Annotated in this window: 21 protein-coding genes; 1 reads left to right on the top strand and 20 read right to left on the bottom strand. The window is 39.7% G+C overall.

Annotated elements, in window-relative coordinates:
* Positions 1-105: 105 nt before the first annotated feature.
* The 4 genes from DK924_RS09395 to DK924_RS09380 form a co-directional block, all read right to left on the bottom strand.
* Positions 106-624: a DUF4240 domain-containing protein gene (locus DK924_RS09395; protein ID WP_054201571.1), complete on the bottom strand. Its 519-nt coding sequence runs from the start codon at positions 622-624 to the stop codon at positions 106-108.
* Positions 621-815, bottom strand: a complete 195-nt coding sequence (locus DK924_RS09390) for a YwbE family protein (protein WP_008468098.1) — start codon at positions 813-815, stop codon at positions 621-623. The genes DK924_RS09395 and DK924_RS09390 overlap by 4 nt, the downstream gene beginning before the upstream one ends.
* Before the next feature lie 138 nt (positions 816-953).
* Complete coding sequence (locus tag DK924_RS09385) at positions 954-1241, bottom strand: hypothetical protein (RefSeq protein WP_055012068.1); 288 nt, start codon at positions 1239-1241, stop codon at positions 954-956.
* A 6-nt stretch (positions 1242-1247) separates the two neighbouring features.
* A complete protein-coding gene (locus DK924_RS09380) occupies positions 1248-1454 on the bottom strand; it encodes a hypothetical protein (RefSeq protein ID WP_075170163.1) in 207 nt (68 codons plus the stop codon).
* A gap of 100 nt (positions 1455-1554) precedes the next feature.
* Between DK924_RS09380 and DK924_RS09375 the strand changes: the two genes are divergently transcribed.
* The gene (locus DK924_RS09375) at positions 1555-2358 is read left to right on the top strand and encodes an ion transporter (RefSeq protein WP_171043270.1); all 804 of its coding nucleotides are present in this window, start codon (positions 1555-1557) and stop codon (positions 2356-2358) included.
* A gap of 37 nt (positions 2359-2395) precedes the next feature.
* Here the strand turns inward: DK924_RS09375 and DK924_RS09370 are convergent, their stop codons facing one another.
* The 16 genes from DK924_RS09370 to DK924_RS09295 all read right to left on the bottom strand — a co-directional run bounded on the left by DK924_RS09370 (position 2396) and on the right by DK924_RS09295 (position 22679).
* Positions 2396-4354 (bottom strand): methyl-accepting chemotaxis protein, encoded by a 1959-nt coding sequence (locus DK924_RS09370; RefSeq protein ID WP_054201573.1) that lies wholly within the window; start codon positions 4352-4354, stop codon positions 2396-2398.
* A 136-nt stretch (positions 4355-4490) separates the two neighbouring features.
* Positions 4491-5630: an aspartate-semialdehyde dehydrogenase gene (gene asd / locus DK924_RS09365; RefSeq protein ID WP_109874984.1), complete on the bottom strand. Its 1140-nt coding sequence runs from the start codon at positions 5628-5630 to the stop codon at positions 4491-4493.
* 202 nt (positions 5631-5832) lie between these two features.
* Positions 5833-8556, bottom strand: a complete 2724-nt coding sequence (locus DK924_RS09360; protein ID WP_109874983.1) for a TonB-dependent receptor domain-containing protein — start codon at positions 8554-8556, stop codon at positions 5833-5835.
* 72 nt (positions 8557-8628) lie between these two features.
* A complete protein-coding gene (locus DK924_RS09355; protein ID WP_109874982.1) occupies positions 8629-10236 on the bottom strand; it encodes a hypothetical protein in 1608 nt (535 codons plus the stop codon).
* A 314-nt stretch (positions 10237-10550) separates the two neighbouring features.
* Positions 10551-11879 (bottom strand): lipopolysaccharide assembly protein LapB, encoded by a 1329-nt coding sequence (locus DK924_RS09350; RefSeq protein ID WP_054201579.1) that lies wholly within the window; start codon positions 11877-11879, stop codon positions 10551-10553.
* Between the two features lie 37 nt (positions 11880-11916).
* Positions 11917-12522 carry an energy transducer TonB gene (locus DK924_RS09345; protein ID WP_008111498.1) on the bottom strand — a complete coding sequence of 202 codons (606 nt, stop codon included), beginning with the start codon at positions 12520-12522 and terminating at the stop codon, positions 11917-11919.
* Between the two features lie 6 nt (positions 12523-12528).
* Positions 12529-12939, bottom strand: coding sequence for a biopolymer transporter ExbD (locus DK924_RS09340; protein WP_008111500.1), 411 nt, complete (start codon positions 12937-12939; stop codon positions 12529-12531).
* A 53-nt stretch (positions 12940-12992) separates the two neighbouring features.
* On the bottom strand, positions 12993-13520 hold the full coding sequence (locus DK924_RS09335) for a MotA/TolQ/ExbB proton channel family protein (RefSeq protein ID WP_008111501.1): 528 nt from the start codon (positions 13518-13520) through the stop codon (positions 12993-12995).
* A gap of 3 nt (positions 13521-13523) precedes the next feature.
* Entirely contained in the window at positions 13524-14891 is a 1368-nt protein-coding gene (locus DK924_RS09330; RefSeq protein ID WP_109874981.1) for a MotA/TolQ/ExbB proton channel family protein, read from the bottom strand.
* A 10-nt stretch (positions 14892-14901) separates the two neighbouring features.
* A complete protein-coding gene (locus DK924_RS09325; RefSeq protein ID WP_109874980.1) occupies positions 14902-15654 on the bottom strand; it encodes a DUF3450 domain-containing protein in 753 nt (250 codons plus the stop codon).
* A 214-nt stretch (positions 15655-15868) separates the two neighbouring features.
* A complete protein-coding gene (locus DK924_RS09320; protein ID WP_109874979.1) occupies positions 15869-16480 on the bottom strand; it encodes a DsbA family protein in 612 nt (203 codons plus the stop codon).
* The gene (locus tag DK924_RS09315; protein WP_054201583.1) at positions 16467-17573 is read right to left on the bottom strand and encodes a GGDEF domain-containing protein; all 1107 of its coding nucleotides are present in this window, start codon (positions 17571-17573) and stop codon (positions 16467-16469) included. Before DK924_RS09315 ends, DK924_RS09320 begins: the two co-directional genes overlap by 14 nt.
* Positions 17570-19459, bottom strand: a complete 1890-nt coding sequence (locus DK924_RS09310; protein WP_054201584.1) for a methyl-accepting chemotaxis protein — start codon at positions 19457-19459, stop codon at positions 17570-17572. The genes DK924_RS09315 and DK924_RS09310 overlap by 4 nt, the downstream gene beginning before the upstream one ends.
* Before the next feature lie 191 nt (positions 19460-19650).
* The gene (locus DK924_RS09305) at positions 19651-21300 is read right to left on the bottom strand and encodes a M1 family metallopeptidase (RefSeq protein ID WP_109874978.1); all 1650 of its coding nucleotides are present in this window, start codon (positions 21298-21300) and stop codon (positions 19651-19653) included.
* A 351-nt stretch (positions 21301-21651) separates the two neighbouring features.
* Positions 21652-22167, bottom strand: coding sequence for an RNA methyltransferase (locus tag DK924_RS09300; protein ID WP_054201586.1), 516 nt, complete (start codon positions 22165-22167; stop codon positions 21652-21654).
* Complete coding sequence (locus tag DK924_RS09295; RefSeq protein ID WP_109874977.1) at positions 22167-22679, bottom strand: YcgN family cysteine cluster protein; 513 nt, start codon at positions 22677-22679, stop codon at positions 22167-22169. Before DK924_RS09295 ends, DK924_RS09300 begins: the two co-directional genes overlap by 1 nt.
* Positions 22680-22709: the final 30 nt, after the last annotated feature.

Here is a 22709-nt window from a genome sequence, read left to right as displayed (position 1 = left end):
GCAAAAAATAAATGATAAAAGAACAAAGAAACTGCATAGAAAAATTAAATATCCACGCAGTTTCATGTTTTAAAAAGTTGTTAAGAGTTATGCAATATTAACGTCTTATTGCCAATACTTAGCAAATAATTGCGGGTAATTTTGTTTTAAAAACTTAGGTTTGTCTTTAAAGCGCTTACCTTTAGGTTGGTCAAGTCCTGATGGGATAAAGGGTAACTCATCGTCGTTACGTTCTTCATATAACAAACCTGCAATTAGGTCATACTCATCTAAATACGGATAAGGTTGCTCGTTTAAAAAATAAAGCGGCGTGCACTGAGCGAGGCTATCTGGGTTTTCTAGTGCAGCTTTAAATGCGGCTTCACCACGGGATATTAACCAACAACGAAATTCTGAAAAACCATATTCATCATTACAGCCCGCCATAACAAACGCGGCACCAAATAAATCCCAGGTATAACTTTGACGCATACAAATACTAAACTGCTTATCAAATTCAATTAATTGCTCATCTGATAAGTCACTCAGTGCCGACTTAAGCGATTGGCACACTGAGTCAGGCTCTGCGGTTTTATCTTCCACTGTAACCAGTCGCCAAAAATCAGTTAAGGTTAACTCACTCATGCAATGATCTCTTTTACCCGACCCACTTGGCCGTCTTCTAATTGTACTTTTATTCCGTGCGGGTGATTAGGTGACTTGGTCAATAAACGCGACACAATACCATTGGTTAAAGTACCACTGCGTTGATCTTGTTTAAGCACAATATTAACCTCTGTGCCTGGCGTTATTTGCGAGCGTGTTGGAACGGCCATATTTAATCTCTATTACAATTTTTTTGCGATTATAGCCTGCTTAATAGAATCTCTCCATATTAAAGCTTTTACTAAGACCATAAATGCCAAATACAGCTTAAAATGAGGGATAATTAAACAAAAACACAGTACCGATTTTTACTGCTTAAGAAATGAAATAGCATTGTTTTTTATATGAATATTTAAACTAGCTAATGCATTACAAATAAGCTGCACAATGTAATCTAGCTGGTTATTTTGTTTAGCCTGCTCTAGTGCAATATCATCAATAAAATAACAACTTACAGTAAACTTAGAAGGTAAATTGTTTAAATCTGCCGAGTGAGTAAGAAAGCTAAAGCCCTCAACGTTATCTTTTATTTGCTCGCAAGCAATTGTTAATTGTTGACGAATACGTTTATCTAGCTGCTTTTGGGTTTTGGTCATGGTTTATTACTGCTCGGCGGTTTGTTGTTTTTTAAATTCTTTGTAGCTGTCTTGTTGTTGTTTAACACATTCATGGTATTCCTTGTCAGCCATATGGCTGCACTCACCTAATCGGGCTGATTGAATTTCATGATAGCGGCTATCGCTGCTACACCCTGCTAGCACTACGATTACAGATAACGAAAGTAGATACTTTAAGTTATTATTTAACATTCAAAATTCCTTATATTTTCACCGGAAAACTACTAATTTTCGTTACTTTTGCTGTATATTGCACTGGTTTTATATTTATAACCGTTAAGGGCACGTTATGATGTTGTCGCAGTTACAAGAGCTGTTCCAGCGTATCGATAAAAGTAAATTATTTCAATCATTTGTTATTGCAGTTATTGTGGTTTCTGCACTGACCGTAGGTGCACATACCTATTCATTACACCCTACTGCTGAGCTATTTCTACATTGGATGGATATAGGCATCACAGTGTTTTTCTTGATCGAATTGGTTATTCGTTATATTGCCAGTAAAGGGATCAAAGATTTTTTCTCCAAAGGCTGGAACATATTTGACTTCATTATAGTGATAGGTAGTTTATACCCTGCGGCAGGCTCGACTATTTTTATTGCTCGACTACTACGCATTTTCCGCGTACTACGTTTAGTGTCTATGATCCCAGAGCTGCGCTTATTAGTGAACTCACTAATAAAAGCCATCCCGCAAATGGGCTATATCGCGCTGCTAATGTTTGTGATTTTTTATATTTATGCTGCCACAGGTAGCATGTTGTTTGCTGAAATAAACCCAGTACTGTGGGGCGATGTCTCTATTTCTATGCTTACCTTGTTTAGAATCGCCACCTTCGAAGATTGGACCGACGTGATGTACGAAACCATGGCGGTATACAAATTAAGTTGGATTTTTTACTTAACCTTTATCTTTTTAACTGCATTTGTATTCTTAAATATGATGGTGGGGGCTATTTTAGAAGTAATGAGTGAAGAGCATCGCAATGCACGAGAAGAGCAAGCCGATACAGACTCACTGCCCGCAACCCAAGGCCAAGTAAACGAATTGAAAGCACAACTGGCAGAGTTAACACAATTACTCAAAAATAAGTAGCAGATTGAATAGGGCAAGTATGCACTTGCCCTATTGTTTATACTTTAAACTTACCTACTAAATCAGTTAATATCGATGAAAGGCGACTCATTTCATTGCCATTCTCACTGGTGCTAACAGCAATATCACTCACCTCATCAGCCGAGTTTTTAATTTCTGTCACATTTCGATTGATGTCTTCAGCGACGTGTTGCTGCTCTTCAGCAGCGGTGGCTATTTGCGTATTTAAATCACTAATATTAACAATAGATGCCGTGATCTCACTAAACTGTTGTTGCGCAGAATGCGCAAGTTCTACAGTTTTATTGGTGGTTTCTATGCTGCGTTCCATGTCTTTAGAGACTTTAGAAGACATCGTGCGTAACTTATCAAGCTGCGATGCTACTTCTTCGGTCGACTCTGCAGTACGCTGCGATAACGCACGAACTTCATCAGCAACCACTGCAAAACCACGCCCATGCTCACCAGCTCGCGCAGCTTCAATTGCAGCATTCAATGCTAATAAATTGGTTTGCTCTGAAATGCCACGAATAACGCTCAAAATCGACATAATATTTTCACTTTCAGTATCAAGTTGAGTAATGTCTGCTGAGGCATTATTTATTACATCACAGAGCTGCACCACACTTTCTACGGTTTGTGTAATAACCGATTGCCCTAAATCTGATGCTTGTTGTGTTTGAACCGCCAAATCGGCCGCATTCGCACAACTACTCGACACTTCATTAGCAGTGGCAGCCATTTCATTAATAGCCGTTGCCGCCATTTCTAAAGCTTGTTGTTGTTGGCTAGTAGAGCTTGTTAGTTGAGCTGCTTGTGATGATGTTTGCGATGAGGTTTTACTAACATTTTGTGCGCATTCATTAATTTGCTTCACCAGCTCACTGATCAAATTTAAAAATAAGTTAAAGCTGGTGGCTAGTTTAGCGGTTTCATCTTTGGTTTTTATTGTTAAGCGCTGGGTTAAATCACCGCCGCCTTGCGATATTTCAGTTAAACCATCGCTCACCTCAACAATTGGAGCTGAAATAAGTTTAGAAATATAACTCGCTATCGCAACAAATACGGCAATTAATATCGCGCTAATAATTAAAATGGTGTACGCCATCGCATTGGCCGCACTCATTACCTCAGACTTTTCTACCACCCCAATAAACTTCCAACCTAAAATGGGAGACGTATAAATATTGGCCATATACTGTTTTCCATCAATATCTACATCAAACAGGCCTTTGCTATTTTTAGCTAAATCGGCGTATTTAGCCCCCTCAATATCTGCTAGGTTTTTGAATCGGTAATCTGGGTGTTTCACATCCACCAGCACACTGCCGCTGTCTTCAATCAACATTAAGTAACCTGTTTCGCCTAATTTAATATCGGCAATAATATCGGTAAGCCCGCCCAATGAAACATCCATCCCTTGAGCACCAATTAATTCACCGTTATCAATAATAGCTTTAACCGTGGACACAATCACTAAATCATCAGCAGCCCAGTAATACGCATTAGTACGGGTTGTTTTACCGTTCGCTTGTTTGGCTGTTTTGTACCATGGGCGCTGACGAGGATCATAATTGGCGTTTACGTTTCCCATTGGCCATTGAATATAACCACCTTGTTCATTTCCCATGTAAATATAAGCAAGCCCAGGGTGAGTCTCACCAAAATGATTAAATAAACTGTAAGCAGCTTGCTCCGTCGGACTTTGGTTAGGGTGATCAAGCATTACCTTCGTGCCAACATTCATATGCGTTTTTATGTTTTCACGGGCATTTTTAATCGTTTGGTGGGAGGCTAAGTAGTCCACGTTTTTAGCAATTTCAGCAAAAAACATAGTAATTGCATTATCAACTTGGCGGGCTTCACGTTCACTTAACTGAGAAAAATTATCAAGTGCTTGCTCTCTGGTTTGGGAAATAACTAAAGCAGCTATAATTAATAACGGCAAGGCAATTGCAGATGCAAAAGAGAGCTTTAATTTTTTTGATATATTCATGAAGTTAACCTCTAAAAACACTCTTAAGAATATAGTGTGACTAAAAGGGTTGAGCAAGAAATAATATGAGAATGTTTCGAAGAGGCAATAAAAAGGTTAGCAATTTGCTAACCCTTTAACTTGATGAACTAGAAACTTACTCACCGTCTACAATAATTCGTAGCATCCGGCGAAGTGGCTCCGCTGCACCCCATAAAAGCTGATCGCCCACGGTAAAGGCGCTGATGTATTTTGGCCCCATAGCGAGTTTACGAATACGACCAACAGGGATACTCAGCGTACCGGTTACTTTAACTGGAGTTAAATCGGTACTGGTAATGTCGCGCTGATTAGGAATAACTTTAACCCACTCATTGTGCGAAGCTAAAATTTCTTCTATTTTTTCTACACTAATATCTTCACGTAGTTTAATGGTCATCGCTTGGCTATGACAGCGCATTGCACCAATACGTACACATAAACCATCTATAGGCACAGGCTGTTTAGATGAGCCTAAAATTTTGTTGGCTTCTACTTGCGCTTTCCATTCTTCTTTTGATTGACCGCTTGGCATAGGCACATCAATCCATGGGATTAAGCTACCTGCCAGTGGCACACCAAATTGGTCTTGTGGCAAATCACTCGATGCCATTTTTTCGCTGACTATTTTATCAATTTCTAAAATAGCTGAACTTGGAATATCTAATTGCTGTGCGACACTTGCATGAATAGCCCCCATTTGAGCAATAAGCTCTTTCATATTTCGCGCACCGGCGCCCGACGCAGCTTGGTAAGTCATTGGGCTTACCCATTCAATTAGGTCGTGCTCAAATAAACCGCCCAGTGCTAGTAGCATAAGTGAAACCGTGCAGTTACCACCTACAAAGGTTTTAACGCCTTGCTCAAGCCCTTGTTCAATGACATCTTTGTTAACAGGGTCAAGTACGATAATACTGTCATCGCTCATACGCAGCGCAGAGGCTGCATCTATCCAATAGCCATCCCAACCCGATTCACGTAATTTTGGGTACACCGCATTGGTATAATCGCCACCCTGACAGGTAACAATAATGTCCATTTTTGCAAGTTCAGAAATATCACTAGCATCTAAAAGCGGTTTAGCTGGACCTGCTAACTCTGGGCCAAGCTGACCTGCTTGTGAGGTGGTGAAAAAGGTGGTGTCGATATGTGCAAAATCATGTTGTTGTTTCATTCGCTCTAGTAATACTGAGCCTACCATGCCGCGCCATCCGACTAATCCTACTTTTTTCATTGTTTGTTCCACTGTTTGATTCATAAAAGGAGCCTATACATTAAAAATTAAAAATTCATTGCGTGAGATTTAATTTTTACAGCCTTAAGCTAACACCACCAGCACACTAAAACTAGTCAATAAACTGTAACTCAAATATTTTTCATACACATAAAAAAGCCCTGTACAAAATACAGGGCTAATAAATAGTTAGGCGTTGTTATAAATCCTATCCTTGGGCTTTTACTTAAAACTCGTAGCTAAAGCTGACGCTCAGTTCTCTAGGCGTTTCTTGAGAACGAATTAACACATCATTTTGTTCTACTTCAAAGTTTTGTCCCAACATATTCTTCACTTTAAGTGTTAATGTGGTATTAAACGTTGGGTAGTAACTATAAACCATGTCTAACGAGTTTAAAGGTTGTTCGTAAGCGTCATCAAAGTTGTTAACACCCGCAGCTAAAATACGGTCACCAAATACGTTATAAATAACTGAAGCTTGGTGCATGCCATCATGCGAATCGTAATTCAATTGTAGGTTGGCAACATACTTTGAGTGGCCAGTCATACGTCGCTTTAGATTTGTAAGGTCGGCGCGCTGTTCTTCTGCAATTTCAACTTCTGAATCACTAACCGTTAAATTACCAGAAGTAAAAAAAGCACCTCCTAATAAATCACTATGCAACTCAGTTAACCATTCAGCTTCTATACCGTAAACATAGGCTGTATCTGCATTGTCAAACTGCAGAGTAAAACGGCCGTCACTTTCGGTTAATAATGCTTCGATTGGATTATCTATATCTTTATAGAATGCGCCAACTGAGTAGTTATCACCATTGTCCATATAAAATTCGATACGTGCATCAAAGTTATCTAGGTAACTAGATTCTAAGAATGGATTACCAAGTGTTCGATAACCAGTCAACGGATCTTGGAATTGAACAGGGCTTAGCTCACGCAAATCAGGACGAACAACCGTGCTGCCATAGCCAAAACGAACTTGGTACGACTGCTGACTATATGTCATAGATAATGAAGTAAAATACTCATCTTCCATCACACTTGCTTGTTTTATCGCATCTGCACTTAATTTATCTGCCAATAAAGCAGGATCGAATGCTGAGCGAGAAAAAGCAAGCGCAACTTGGCGGAAGTCCTCGTAACGCACACCACCACTTAAACGCCAATCTTGAGCAAAAGTGATATCAAAAGAGCCGTAATAAGCATCAATCATTTGCGCTGCTAGGTAATCATCGGCTGTAGGTTCTTGAAACAATAACTCTACATCCGTTGAATCGATCACAGCATCATTAGCAAAGAAACTACCAATTGACAGTGCTTCTTCTTCACTTTGTGCTAAATCTAAAGACTGTGTTTGGCTGAAGCGATAGTTAAAAAAGTCTGTGCGGTAATCACGCGTTTTTTCAACAAAATAGCCGCCGCCCGCGATTTCAACTTCGGCGTTATCAAAGTAAAAAACTTTGTTAACATTAACGCCCCAGTTTTCTACATCGTCTTCTAGCTCAACAAATCGATACAAATAAGGATTGCCACCTAAACTGCCATTATAAAAAGTACGTTGATATTCGCCATCGGCGTACTCATCACGCACCGTTACTTCAAGCTCGCCAGGTATACTCGTCGTCGCTGTTGAATCAGTGTATTGCCAATCTACACCAACACCTTCAAGAAAACTCCACTCTAAATTGTGCATTCCACGAAGTTGAAGTATTTCAAGTTCACGTTCCTCAAAAGAGGTTAGGTGGCTTCGCTGTAATTGCCCAGCATCAATGCTTAATGACTTTGAAGGCTCTTGATAAAGCGCAACAGAAGCTTCATCTTCAGTATCTCGTAGCATCATATAGGTGGCTGTTAAATCATGGCCGCCAATTTTATAGCCTAAATTTAGAGAGCTATTTAATTTTATATTATGCTTTGTTGATACTTCTTTCTCTGTGGCAGAGTAACAAGTAAAGTCATCTTTTGAACATTCAGATTCAGATGCGTCAACAGAAGAAAGTACTGCGCTAAACTTCTCTGCATTAGACCATTCATTTTCATAAGCAACTGATGCTAAGAAACCAAAAGAGCCATCTAAACCAAATAAGTTATCAAATCGGTCGCCATAAACAGCCTTAATGCCTGCATCAGGGTTTAAGCTTTCTTTTTCTAAGCCAAAATCTCTTGGTAGTGCTTTTGATAAACTTTTATTTAAGTCTATTGCAGCTGCTTGACCAATATCAGCCCCCTGACGTCTTGACTCCACATCTCTTATATTTCTGTATGAGATATCAGACAAGCCATTGATATAGGTATTTAGCGCCGTTTTAACGGCTCCTGGTAAGGCGCGTGTACCATCGTCTTTACCTAACCAATCATCACTGCCGCCATTGTATGTATAGCCTTCATCGTTTGTATCTTTATAGCTAGCACCAATCTCAACTTTAAATAAAGTATCACTTGGAATGCTTTTCGTCCTGATATTAACGTCACCACCACCAAAAGCCGCAGGCATATTAGGTGAATAGGCTTTTTGAACAGCTAAAGACTCAATAATACTTGATGGGAAAATATCAAGTGGTATTACATTTCTGGTCAGATCTGGGCTTGGAACAACTGCGCCATTTAAACGCACGCTTGAGTAACGCTCACCTAAACCGCGTACATAAATAAACTTATCGTTAACTAAAGATAAGCCTGTAACACGGCGAAGTGCTGAAGCGGCATCGCTATCACCCGTTCTAGATATTTGCTCTGAACCCATTATATCAGCAACAAATGCCTGATTTTTACGTTCATCAATTACGGCACTAGCACTGCCTTTAAGGCGTGTACCTGTTGCAACAACTTCTTCTATCGCTTCTTCATTGATTATTTCTTGTGCCTGTTCAGCGAAAGAATTAAATGAAGAAAAAAGGGAGAGCAGAGATAACGTTATTAGATTAGTTTTAAACTGCTTTTGATGTTTCATATTTATATCCTCTAAACCTAAAATTCCCTTAAAAAAGGCGCCATAGCGCCTTATAATTAGAGCCGGTCTAGATTAATTACTAGCGCGTTGTAAAGATGCGGCTACAAAATCAGCCCATTCACTTGATTCACCTTCTTTAAGTGCACCAATATAACCTGCGTTAGTAAAGAAAGAGTCAACTTCACTCATGTCTTTTGCCGTTGTAGCTACCGCAGTACCTTGTGAATCTGTAATGGTTGCTGCAGTTGAAACACCATCAGCACCAAGCACATTTGCAAAATCAGCAAAACCAATCAGCTGATTATTTTCGCCACCAGTAAACCAGGTATTGATATCAAAGCTTGCTAACGCACCTGTTAAAGGAGTGTTTACGTCTTCAAAATTCTTACCACACGCAAATATTGAACTCACAAATGCGATATCACCGTTGTTTGCATTGGCATGCACACCGGCATCTCCTGATTTATCTTTTTCATTATATAAATCAAAACAGCCAGCACCATCTACAGATGATGAGTTTACAAACAACATATTAGCTAATTGCGCTTTACCCCATTCTTTCATTTCCATACCGGCACCAGTACGACGCCCTTCAGCACCTTGATCACCAGTAGTAACAACGGTTGCATTAGCAATAGTTGGGTTAGAAACAGTCGTTACTAAATCTTGTGCGTCTGCAGATAATGGATCTACTTTTGCGCCATCTGTTTCAAATCCATGATTTCCATATTCATTTGAACGTACAAGAATGTACTGTCCGTAACCTTTCCAACCCTCATCCCAGTCAATACCGTCATCACCAGTATCAGTAACAACAATATGTTTAAGATTAACGCTACCACCAAAGAGCTCTATACCATCATCAAAACCATTATGTACATGAACATAATCAATTGTTGTGCCTGAGCCAACAGCATTTAGTGTTAAACCATTTAGCTCATCACCTTCAACGCCAAATCCTGCATACTTAATAACAATGTGCTTTAATATACCGCTACTATCTTGCGGGTCATTACCACCGTAATAAGATACAATACCTTCAGCTGAGTGGTTACACATGTCTTGTGCCGCAGCAGTCGCTGTACAACGAATAGAATGGCCACGTCCATTTACCTGAACGCCACCCCAATCCCCAATTTGAGCGGTTGTTGAATCATCACCATCAACTTCTTTAATACTTGTGAAAATAATTGGCTTATCTACTTCACCAATTGCTTCAATATTTGCACCGCGAGCAATACGAATAAAACTCTCTGGCTTGGTAAACGCAATGGTAGCGCCTGCTTCAATAGACAATGTTGGGCCATTAACATCAATAGTAGCGCCTGTAGATGTGTCTACATCGTCACCTATAAATAAAGCACCTTCAAATACATGGGCACCGCCATCATCTAGCGCGGGGATAACAAAAGAGCTAGTAATTTCTTTTGCATTACTTGCAAATGCTTGGCTGTATAAACAGTTTACGCCTTCTGCTTCACCTGTAAATGTAGCTCCATCTAATGTGTATGTGGCGCAACTTAATGTATCGCCACCATTATCACCACCTGGGTTAGTCACTGAATTGTCTACACTGTTATCAACTGTCGTAGGTGTAACGTTAATATCTCCACCACCACAACCAGCCAGTGTTATTGCTGTAGCCACTAAGCTGATTTTGAATAAGCCAGATAATTTCATTGTTCACTCCGTAAAAGTATTTAATTATTGTGTTAGCGCATTAAGTAATAACTTAAGTCACTTTAAGGCACGATACTCATGCATTAAGGTCACTTGAGTTATCGAATACGAAGTACAATACGGGAGTGATATGACAATGAAGTTACACTTTAATAAACATAAAATGACAATGTTAATTAATTAAAAATCAATTGGTTGCTTTAAAAGCGCGCGCAAAAAAACCACACAAACTAAATGTTAGTGTGGTTTGAGTAGTGCAATTATGAAATGGTTTTTAGTGCGTCAATTAAGAACTAATAATCGCACTATAAAAATTAAAGCAGTGCTGTTTTTAATGTTTGCGCATGCACTTTTTCGCGTTTTACATATTTGATCCATTGCTGGGCTAAACGTTGCGATTTTTTGTGCTTTTCGGCTTGTTCAAACGCAAGGATAGACGCATCAAAGTTTTGTAAATTGTATTGTGCCATCCCTAAAGCAACAAACGCATTTGATTCAAAATCAAGGCCGCCTTTATCCAGTGCCATTCGCGCTGCATCGGCAGCTTCGTCATACTGCTCTGTATTTACATACACTTCAGCCAAGCGCTGGTCGTATTTACCATGCTCTGAGCGCTCTGCAGCTTTGGTAAAGTAACTAATCGACTTAGCATCTTCTTTAGCTTGTACCATGGCCTCGGCTACAAAGGCATAATTTTTAGCTGTTGGTTCAGCAATGCCCTGCTCTAGTGCCTTACTCATTACACTGGCGGCTTTGTAAGCAAGCTGATTATATAAATATACCTGTGCAAGCTGTCTTAGGTCAGATTTAGAGGTTAAAAATCCTTGCTGGTAAGCCGCTTCTAAAACACTAAGCTGCTGTTTTTCTTGCCCAGTTTCACCGTACATACCGGCTAATTGCACCCAATACTCAGGTTTGTTGTATAGCTTTACCATACGCTCAAGTACGCTGACTACTTTATCGGTTTGGTTAAGTGAGTAATACATAGCACGTTGCAGTACCAGCCAGTTTTCTTTTGGTACTTTGCCTTCGCTATCACTTAAGTTAATGGCTTGGGTAATGTAACTCAAGCCTTGCTCATAGTCTTTTAATTGATAGTAGGTTTGCGCTCTTAATAAATAATAGGCGTCGGTTTTAGGCTTTGTATTAATGGCATCCCATTTATCTAAAAATGCGATAACCTTTTCATAGTCGCTGTTAGCCATTGCAAGCTGCGCTAAACTGAATGTCGTGCTCAAACGCAATGTTTCTGGAATGCCATCTTCTGCAATCACTTTTTCAAATGAGGCAATCGCTTTTACAAGGTCGTTTTCATTGTAATAAATAAACCCATAAAAGTTATGCATCATCGCAATTTCATAAGAGTTCATACTTGATGAGCGCGCTTGTATGCTGTCAAGCGCGTCTAAACCTGCTTTACTGTCGCCATCATCCGCAAGTTTTTGGGCGCGAGCTAATTGGCTGTATACCTTTTCACGCAGTGCGGGAACTCGTGTTGTTTTCTGCTTTTCAGCAGCCTGTACTGTCGCCAAATTTACACCCGGAAGTACACTCAATGCACTTGGTGTAACAACGCTGGCACTGATTGCAACAGTGCACAACATGCTAAGCTTTAATAGCTTGGTTGTTAGTTTTAATTTCATAATTGCCTCACGTTCACTCTTTACTTACTTAATAGAATTAACCATTAATTTGGAAAGAAATTTTATTTTGCACACCGGCTACTTCAACAGCTTCGCCATTAACAACGCGCGGTTTATATTTAAACTTAAGGGCCGCATCCATCGCTGCTCTGTCAAACAATGACTCTGGCTCGGCTTTAATAACTTGTGGCTCTTTCACTGTGCCTTGCTTGGTCACTGTAAACTCAACAATGACATACCCTTCAATACCACGCGACAAAGCACGCCTTGGGTATACCGGTGCCACTTTTACTATCGGTAAATACTCACCATCACTGGTTTCTAATGCTAATCCACCCGCTAGATTTACATCAGCATCGACATTTGCAGCAAAATCAAAGTTGTTGCTAGCAGCGTTGTTATCGCTACTTTGCATTTGTGGCGATTCCATTGGCGGTGGTGGCTCTTTAGGTGTTGGTGGCTTTTGTGGTTTACGCTCCTTTTTTTGTACCGTTTCTTCTTTTTTCAAACGGACAAAATCTAATACATTCCCTTTTGCAGGCTCCGTCATGGCGCCTTCTCCGCCGGTGATCAATGCCTGCATACCTAAAAACAGCATAAAGGTCACCACACCCGCTATAATTAACGCAAGTACATAACGCATCACTCGTTACCCTTCTTGAGCCGCTATTGAAACATCAAATACACCCGCTGCACGCGAGGCATCCATCACTTTTATCAAGGTTTCTGTAGTGGCTTTTTTATCGGCCTGAATAACCACACTGCCTTGTGGATTTTCAGCTTTTAAGCGTTCAATGTTAGCTTGTACAGCACGTACATCAATTTGACGTTTATTGATCCAAATTTCGCCTTGATCTGAAATAGCCACTAATATGTTAGCGCGTTCTTTTTTTACAGCAGTTGCCGCTTCAGGGCGGTTTACATCAATACCGGCTTCTTTTACAAACGAGGCTGTAACAATAAAGAAAATAAGCATAATAAATACAACATCCAGCATAGGAGTCATGTTTATTTCTTCTGCTTCATCTTCTTGGAATAAATTACCTAATGGGGCTCTCATTTTACTTCTCCTAGAATAAGCGGTGATTATGTTCACCGCTTTTCAATAATTATTTAGTGGTCCAACACCATAGTGTCTTGCAACAATTCAACTTCACGCTTTGCTTTACGCTGTAAATAGGTTGAGGCAAACACCCCAGATAACGCACCGACCATACCTGCCATAGTGGGTATGGTTGCTTTTGACACACCCGATGCCATAGAGCGTGCGCTGCCTGTACCTGTAATAGCCATTACATCGAAGACTTCTATCATCCCTGTAACTGTGCCGAGTAAACCTAATAGTGGACACAGCGCCACCATCACATTAATCAGTGGTAAGTTTGCGTTTAATCGCATACTGGCGCGTGACACCATGGCCTGGCGTATTTGCTCTGCATTCCAGCTGTTGCGTTCACTACGAGTTTTCCACGTATTTTTAACGTCTTTTTTGTAGTGTCGATAGCCATTAAAAAAGTACATAAATCGCTCGAGTATCAATAACCACATCGCGAAAATTAACACGGCAATGACCAAGAGAACTTGGCCACCCGTGTCGAGAAAATCACGGATAGCATTGATTGAATCAATCAATAGCACCATGGTTTAAGCTCCTTTCTCGCTTCGCTCGGCAATAATACCTGCACTTTGTTCTTGTAAAATAAGCAGTAAGCCTTTTGAGCGAGTATTCAATAAGGTGTATAAAAACACCGTTGGAATGGCAACAACAAGGCCTAATACCGTAGTAACCAGGGCTTGCGAAATACCGCCTGCCATTAGTTTAGGGTCGCCAGTGCCGAATAAAGTAATTGCTTGGAAGGTATTGATCATCCCAGTTACCGTACCGAGTAAGCCCAGCAATGGCGCTACCACAGAGATAATTTTAATAAGCGTTAAATTACGGGTGATTTTTGGCATTTCGCGTAAAATGGCTTCGCTTAACTTAAGTTCAAGCGTGTCGTACGCCACATTAGGATATTGGTCTTTCACTTTCATGACGCGCCCTAGCGGGTTATCATCACGGGCTGTATCGTCTTTTAATTGACGACGGATTTTTCCACCCATCAGCAGGAGCGATACAAAACGCTCTAACGCAATTAATAACGCTAATAAGCCAACGCCTAAAATAACGTAACCAACTGCACCACCTTGATGAACTTGCTCGCTGGTATCAGGGGCTTGTACTAACAAACCTAAAATTGAACCACCAGTTGGGTCAAGCGCAAACGGCACCACACCGGTGTTTGCTTGCTGCAAATCAGCCGCAGTCGCAGTAAAGCGGCTACTTGGTTGGCGAGTAAGCTGGCTAATAGTATTGGTAGAAGGCGTATACTCTAGGTACTGACCGTCACTAATAAGGTTAAATGCACCCACACGTACCACTTCTTTTTGTACTTTATTGCCACCGTCAACAATTACATCAGTATTGAAGCGGCTTACTTTTCCTTGTTCGGTCATTTCGCGTTGTAGCTCAAACCAAACCTTTTCGATATCTTCAATAGACGCAAGCTTTGAGGTAGAACCCATTTTTTGCGCCAATTCGTCCATAAAAGTACTACGCCCAGGTAACTGAGCCGATACCACCGAGGTTGCAAACTTATTGCTAGAATCTCCAGCAACTTGTTGTAGCACACCAAATAGCTCTTTTAATGAACCCATACGCTTTGATAAAGTATCGGTCAGGTTAGCCAATTTAATTTCGTTTTCTTCAAACTGCGTTTCTAAACGCTCTGACTCGCTAAGCATTTGGTTTCGTTTAGCTTGGGTGTTTTTAAGCATTTTCACTTGTTCATTTTGACGTGCTGCAAATTCTTGTTCGCGTTGTTTATTTTGTTCTGATTGCGCTGATTTACCCTGCTCTAACGTTTTTAATAAGGCATCTAAGTTCATTGGTTCAGCGGCACACATCGCACCTGAAAAACCTAAGCTGGCTGCAAACACGGCCATTTTTGTCATTTTTGTTAATAATTTCATGGTAAACCTCTTATTCTGCAGCATGAATTGGCAGTGTTAACATATCTGGGGCTAGTTGTTTGCGAGCAATGCGAAGCCCTTTATTAATTTGGCTAATGGTTGAATCAGGCAGTGCAACAAACGACTGTGACTGTTGATCCCAACTACCTGCTTGTTTACCATCGCGGGTAAGGTAAATTAGCTCTAAACGACCAATGCGCAGAAAGTCGACTTCACGTTCTTTATTGTCCACATCAAGCAATGCGGTATACGCTTCAATAGTGCGTCCGTAGTCAACCTCAACTTGATACGCCTCTAAGACACGACGAAATTTTTCACTTGATGTAATATCAGCGCGTTCCATCATTGCATTTAATGATTCAAGACGCTGCTTTCGCTCTTGCTTTAAAAACGGCACGTCTAAGGCAACAAACTGTTCAAGCCCAGTGATCATACGAAGCATTAAAGGGGTTATTTGGCGCTCAATAATCGATACTTGATCCATCGATAAATTAAGCGATTCCATCTCTTCTATTTGATTATTTAACTGTTTTGTAAGCTGTGCGTTATAAACGGCTAAACCATCTATTTCTTTATTTAGGGTTTTGAATTGCTGTAAACGCCCTTGCATTGAATCTGCAATCTTGTCTATTTTTGTTTGTGATTGCGCAGCTAAATTATTAATTTCGCTGCTTTTATCAATTACCGTGTTTAAATCATTGGCGTGGACTGCTGCACTTGCGGCTACAATACCAGCTAAAATTAATGGTTTAACGCCTTTCATCGTATACACCTTTGCTCGTTAATTATCGGATTTGCTAGTCGCTTTAGCCTGTTTATTAAAAAACAATTTAAAGCGAGATAGTTTCAATGAGCGAAATTGTATAGATTAAAAATGACAAGCGTGTTGCGTAAAAAAGTCGCTTTTATGACAGCGGTAATAAATTAGCCTTATTGGCCGAATTTAAAGTGCAGGGGTAATGTTTGAAGTGTAAATTTTATAAGTAAGATTGTATTTCACTTAGGGTTTGCCGCCAATCTGTGTAGTTGATAGCAATGGGGTATGCGCTATTGTTTTTTATTAATACTAACGACGGAAAACCTTGAATAGGTAAACTGCGAACAAAGTTAAGCTCATCATCAAAGCGACGCTTAAGTTCCTTAGAGTGTAACTGCTGAGTAAATAAACAGGGATCTAAACCAATTTTTTCGCATAGTTTAATAAGCACGTCTTCATCCGATGGATTTTGCGCCTGTAAATAATACGCTTGTTGAATAGCGTCAATCATCTGTGGCTCTTTGTTAAAGCTCCGAGCAATTAAAGCCGCTCTGCAGGAGGGATAAGTAGAACGGCGCGGTTGGCATTCTCGCCAAAAATTAAAATTAAACTCAGTACCTAATTGGTTGCTAATGTTTTGCCATATGCCTTGTAGTTGCAACTGCATATCGGCACTCATTGGCTGGTCGCTATCAGCAGCTAAACCTCCGATTCTATATTCTATAGGCAGAATATTTACTAGAGCCGATTCAAGTTTTTGCCACGTAGGCTTATATCCCCAGCACCAGCTACACATAGGATCATGCACATAAATAAGCTTATTGACTGACATACTCGCCATGCGCAAATATGACTTTATTGCGCCCTTGTGATTTTGCCTGATATAAATACTCATCGGCTTGTTTTAATGCACTGTCGTAGTCATCAATATGATTAGCTTGTGCAATGCCAATGCTACAAGTTAACGATACTCGTTGTTGTTTATCAGTTAATATTACATGATGTTGCACGCATTCTCTAAAACGATTAGCCAAAATACTGGCTTCTATGGTGGTCATCTGCGGTAAAATAACCACAAACTCTTCGCCACCATAACGGGCTTTAAGGGCGGTTGCAGAAAATTGCGACTCTAATAATTTAGTAAACTCTATTAATACGGTATCGCCAAAATCATGGCCGTAGGTATCATTTAATTGTTTAAAGTTATCTAAATCAATGAGCAAAATAGACAGCGGCAAATAATGCGCTGGCCGTGAAGCAGCAAGCTTTAAAAAATGTGAAGTAATAAAACGGCGGTTGGGTGCGCCTGTAAGCTGATCTGTATAGGCGTGTTGTTTTTGCTCTAAGGTGATATCTGCAATGGCAAGGTGGCTTCTGTGACGAAAATACTCACCGATAAAAGAAAACACCAGCACTAATGAAAATGCAGCAACAAAACGGGTCTTTTCTACCTCACCATACATAACCTGCCCCATATCGGGGCCATACAACATAACAATACAGCTCAATAACATGGCACTACTTAACCATGCGCCAAGTTTGACACCCAGTATGGCAAATACAGCTACAGGATAAAACATTAGCCAATATAATGCGGTGTTTTCTTTACCGCCGGTGGATACTAAAGCTAAGCACATCACAAATACAATCATCAAGGTAATTAACGCGATAGCATTAAGCTGTTTAGTTTTTATAAAATAAACAATGCATCCTACAATCGTTAAGTTAACTGAAATTAATGCGGCAGTTAATATAGGTGCATAAACGCGATAATTTGCAATCACCAAATAAGTAATTAACACCAAGGCAATCGCTATCATGGTAAATAAAGAAAACGCTTGGCGTTGTCTATCAAAGCTATAAACACTATCGATATTGATTAAACTGAGCCAGTTTGGTTTATTTATTTTTGTTTTACTGCTCATACTTTGAATTTTTTAACCATACGCTCTAAGTCACTGAATTGATGTTTGAGCTTAGTGCACTCTTCTAAAGTGAGGTTAAGGTTAGATTGACCTTGAATCGATAGGTCGCTAATAACATGGATATCTGAGTGTAATGATTTAACAACTTGATTTTGCTCATCAGTAGCATTAGCCACACTATGATTAGCGTCGGTTATTTGCTTTATCGCGCTAATTATTTGCTTCATTACATCGCCAACTGCATCAGCTTGCTGAACACTTTTTTCACTTTCTTCTAAACTGGTTTTCATCAGCTCAACGGCAGAGCTTGAGCCTTTTTGTAGTTCAATTACCGTATTTTCAATTTCTTGCGTTGATTGCTGAGTACGTTGTGCTAATTGCCTGACTTCATCAGCAACAACGGCAAACCCTCTTCCCGCTTCACCTGCACGTGCCGCTTCTATTGCCGCATTTAAAGCAAGCAAGTTAGTTTGTTCACTCACGCCTTTGATTACCGCAAGTACATTACCGATATTAGCAGTATGTGAATCTAAACTATTAATTGTTTCTTGTGCTTGCTCTATATTTTGCGAAAGTTGATGAATGCTCGAAACGTTATTCGTTAGTGTTTGCTGATTTTTAGCGCAATATTGATCAGCATCTTTAGCAAGTGTTGAGGCATTACTTGCACTAGTTGAAATTTCTGTTGCAGTGGCTGAAAACTGGTTAATTGCAGATGCCACACTGTTGGTACGTTCACTTTGGTCGTCGTACATAGTTAATGTTGAATCTGTTTGGGTAACCAGTTTAGCAACCGCGGTTTCTAGCAACTGTGTTGAAGACTTAACTTGAACAATTGAATTTTGAATTTTTTCTATAAAAATATTAAATGAATTACTTAACTGACCAAACTCGTCATCGTTCTCAACACTGAGTCGACAAGTTAAATCGCCTTCACCTTGTGCTATATCTCTAATAGCATCATTAAGACGATACATAGGTCGCATTAAATAACGCAGTAAAAACTCCAGTGATGCAACAATCACTAAAATACCAATAATTAAAAAGACAATTGCCTTTTGACCAAACGAAGAAACACTTGAATACGCTTTATCTTTATTAACTACTACACCCAGATACCAATCAACATTTTCAATACCACGAATCTTAGTAAAGGATACCAGCGAGGTTTCACCCGCTACTTGATACTCTGTAAACTCTCTTGCTAACGGTGCATTTTTACCAATCAAATCTGCGACTTTTTTTGAATTTAATTTACTATCAGGGTGACTTAATATTTGCCCTTTATTATCAAGTAAGAAGCCATAACCGAGTCCCAAGAAATCAATATCGCCAATAATTTCAGCGATGGTTTGCATATCAATATCTGCTCCCGCTACCCCTTTAAATTGACCATTACTATTAATAGGCGCAACGGCTGAAATTGTCAGTTCGTTGGTGGTCACATCAATATAAGGGGTTGTAAAAGCCGTTGTTGTTTTATTTTCTACTAATTTATACCAAGGGCGACTTGTAGCATCAAAATCGCTGGGGAGCACAACACTTTGATCATTTAAAATAAATGTCCCCGATGATTTACCTATGTAGGTATTTTTAAAATCCCCGGCAAGCTCAGCGGTATTTAATTGCGAAAGCGTTAAAGACTTCGTATCGTTATCTTGATATGTTTTTGCGATAGAGATCACAATTGCCAATTTATTATTGAGCCAACTTGCAATGTTTTTAGAAACCGATTCTGAGTTTTGCTCTAGCACCAGCGACAACTGCTCTTGAGTTTGATGACGCATTGAAAAATAGTTATTTATAGTGAAAACACCTAACACTAAAACTAACACTAATGACGCAGCGATGGTGATTTTGGAGGTGAATTTTAGCGAGCTAAACATAAGTACCTTAAGAATTAATCATTATTACCACTGCCTTTTTAACAAATTTTTAACTGAAAGTCTTAGCAAATATTGTTCAGGCGAGGTTAATAATTAAAAATAATAATAAATAATGAGATTTTAAATCCAAAAAGAACGGTATTTGGTTAAATCTTAAACTTATAACAAGTTGTAATTTAACCTATATAAGCTTAGCTTTGTTGCTGACATTGACTAATTATAGGTAACTGTCGCAGAACCTTCATCTGTGGATCGATAACGATAATGTCGCTTTTTTTGGCATTGATAGTGATCAGTCCATCCACTGGAGTGTGAGTTGTCAACTTCCCGTTTATAGAAATAGGAACCGGCATTTTAAACGCTGTGCCATCTTTTTCGCTGTTACTCCAGCTTAAATAAATGACTGTGTTGGTTCGCTCCATTGTTAAGGTTGGTAACGCGGCTTGCTTTAAATACACATCAAATAACCACGTATAATCATCGCCCGTGATCCGGTTAACAATATCAATAAAATCTTGGCTACTGCGATAACGCGACTCGATTGGATAACTCAAATTAGCTGTTTGCGTTTGACCATATGCTAACTCTCGGGCAGCTTGCCAAAATAACTCGTCTCCAATTAGCCATCGCAGAGTGTGAAGCGTCCAACCACCTTTACCATAAATATCTGCATTAAACGCTTCTTTAGAAGTAACTTTCCCTTTTTTAACAATAGGATGGCAATTTTTTAATCCTAAATACGCGGTGTACATAGCATGGTTATAAGCAGCTTCACCAAATTTAAACAAGCTGTAAGCGGGTTGCATATAGAAACCAAAGCCTTCGTGTAACCACGCATCGTTGAGTTTTTCATGGGTCATTAAATTGCCAAACCATTCATGAGCCAACTCGTGCTGAATAAGCCAGTCATAGCCACTTGGATCGCGGGTATACCCTTTACCATAAGCGTTAATGGTTTGATGTTCCATACCCAAATGTGGTGTTTCTACAAAGCCTAACTTTTGCATACCCCAAGGATAAGGCCCTAATACAGATTCAAAAAATGCGAGCTGTTGATATACATCATCATTGAGTAGCATAGTGGCTTTGTGGCTGTTTTCAGGTAATGCCCAGAATTCAACAGGCACCTGCGTGCCGTTAATACTTTTATATTGTTGTTTAATACGTTCGAAGGGACCAATGTTTAACGCAATATTGTAATCACTCGCAGGCTCAGATAAAAACCAATCAAATTCAGTTGTATTATTTTTTAATGGCATGATTTTTTTAAGTACACCATTACTAGCAACACTTAAGCCCGTTGGTACTGTCACACGAATACGCATACTGTCGGCTTTATCACTGAAGTGATCTTTGCAAGGCCAAAATAAGTCACAGCCTTCGCCTTGTACTGCCGTTGCTATCCAAGGCTCACCTTGTGCAGTATGGCTAAATACAAAGCCACCACTCCATGGGGGATTAGTAGCTTCATGAGGGTGTCCTGAATAGCTAATGGCAACCTCGACAACTTCACCTGGGTATTTAGCTTCATACAAATCAATAATGATAACGCCCTGCTGGTGACTAAAATTGGCTGATTGCTTAGCAACAGTGACATTTTCAATAGAGAAACGACTATCGAGCTTGAGTTCGACTTGCTGCGTTTTTTTCAGCACTCGAAACATGGTTTTACCTATGCCGGAAATTTTTTTCTTACTGGGCAGGACAACTAGCTGTAAGTCGTAAAAAATTACATCTGTGGTTTGAGCTATCGTGGATAACGACTCACCAGTACTTGCTACTTGAGGATCTAAAGCTGCAGGCTTTGAATAACAGCCTGTTAGCGGAATGCTTAGTAACATTAGCCAACAACAGCAAAACAAGTAACATAGCCTATGCATAAAATGTAAAACCTTGTAGTTATTATTTTTTCATTATAATTACATACTTTTACATTTATAGAGTTAAAAAAAGACGAACTGCTTATTTTTTAAGTTAATTAGTTACTTTTATTTACATTTAACTAGGATCTGTTGATGCTTTGCGGATTAATATTTTTTTAAACTGGGGGCGATTTAATCGTGGTGCGAGGTTGGTAAATTAGTGGTGGGCTCGATAACTGCTCCTGCGCTATTCCATTAGCTTACATCCATGTAAGAATAAGTAAAACCGAGCAAAGCTACCACGTCCTGTTCACGCTTATATTGTGTATATTAAGGTTGTTTTTTCCATTTCATTTTATTATTGGTATCGCGTGAGGAAATAATGGTTTCATCGCTGCTTTGAATTCCGCCCAATTTCGCGAGTCGGTCATAAAGAACAACATTACAAGTTGCCGCTAAATTCATACAACCTATAGTTGGGATATACACAACTTCGTCGCACCATTTTAAAACGTCTTTAGGCACAGAGCCGTCTTCTGGACCAAACACATAAAATGCGTTCTCAGGATGAGTAAACTCGGGTAAAGGAGTAGCACCTTCAATTAGCTCTATTACCACTACTTTTGCGTCTTGTGGCTTAACTGATGCTAAATTGTCGGTGGCGGTTAATGGAATACGTTGCACCACATTTTTAGTATCAGTATGAAATTTTTGTGCATTTAAATAACGGTTGCCGGTAAAAAACACCTGCTTGGCGTCATAACAACCTGCTGCGCGTAATACACCACCCACATTGGTTGGGCTTTTAGGGTTTATTAAACCAATACTTGCTTGTAACTTACTCACTAGTTGCAATCCTTGGTTGGCCACTCGGCAATATACAAGTCAAAATCTTCCAGTTTTACATCACAATCTTTTACTGTTTTATCTTTGACTGAAATATTTAGCTCATGCATTTTAGTTTTATCGCCGTTATTAAGTAACGGATGCCACGTTGCTAAGCCGCGCCCTTCATGAAGTCGGCGGTAGCTACAGCTTTGGGGCATGAAAAAGATGTCTTTTAGGTTTTCTTTAGTGAGCTTAACGCACGAAGGGACTAAGATTTGACGGTTTTCGTATTCACTACAGCCACAGGTATTGTTATCAAGGTATTGACAAACAATGTTGGTAAATATTAGTTGCTCACCTTCTCTTAGCTGATCGGTAGCAGTAAAGTCATCTTCGTCTTCACTGTCAATAAAGGTGTTTAAACAACACTTTCCACATCCATCACAAATGGCTTCCCATTCTTGCTGGTTCATTTCATTCAGGCTTTTACTAAGCCAAAATTGGGTATTTGCTAATTGTTGATCAAACATGGTGTTCTCGCCCCTTTTAAGAGCGCGCAT

Source organism: Pseudoalteromonas sp. meg-B1, assembly GCF_003173795.1.
GTDB lineage: Bacteria > Pseudomonadota > Gammaproteobacteria > Enterobacterales > Alteromonadaceae > Pseudoalteromonas > Pseudoalteromonas undina.
This window is presented reverse-complemented; position numbering and strand designations above follow the sequence as displayed.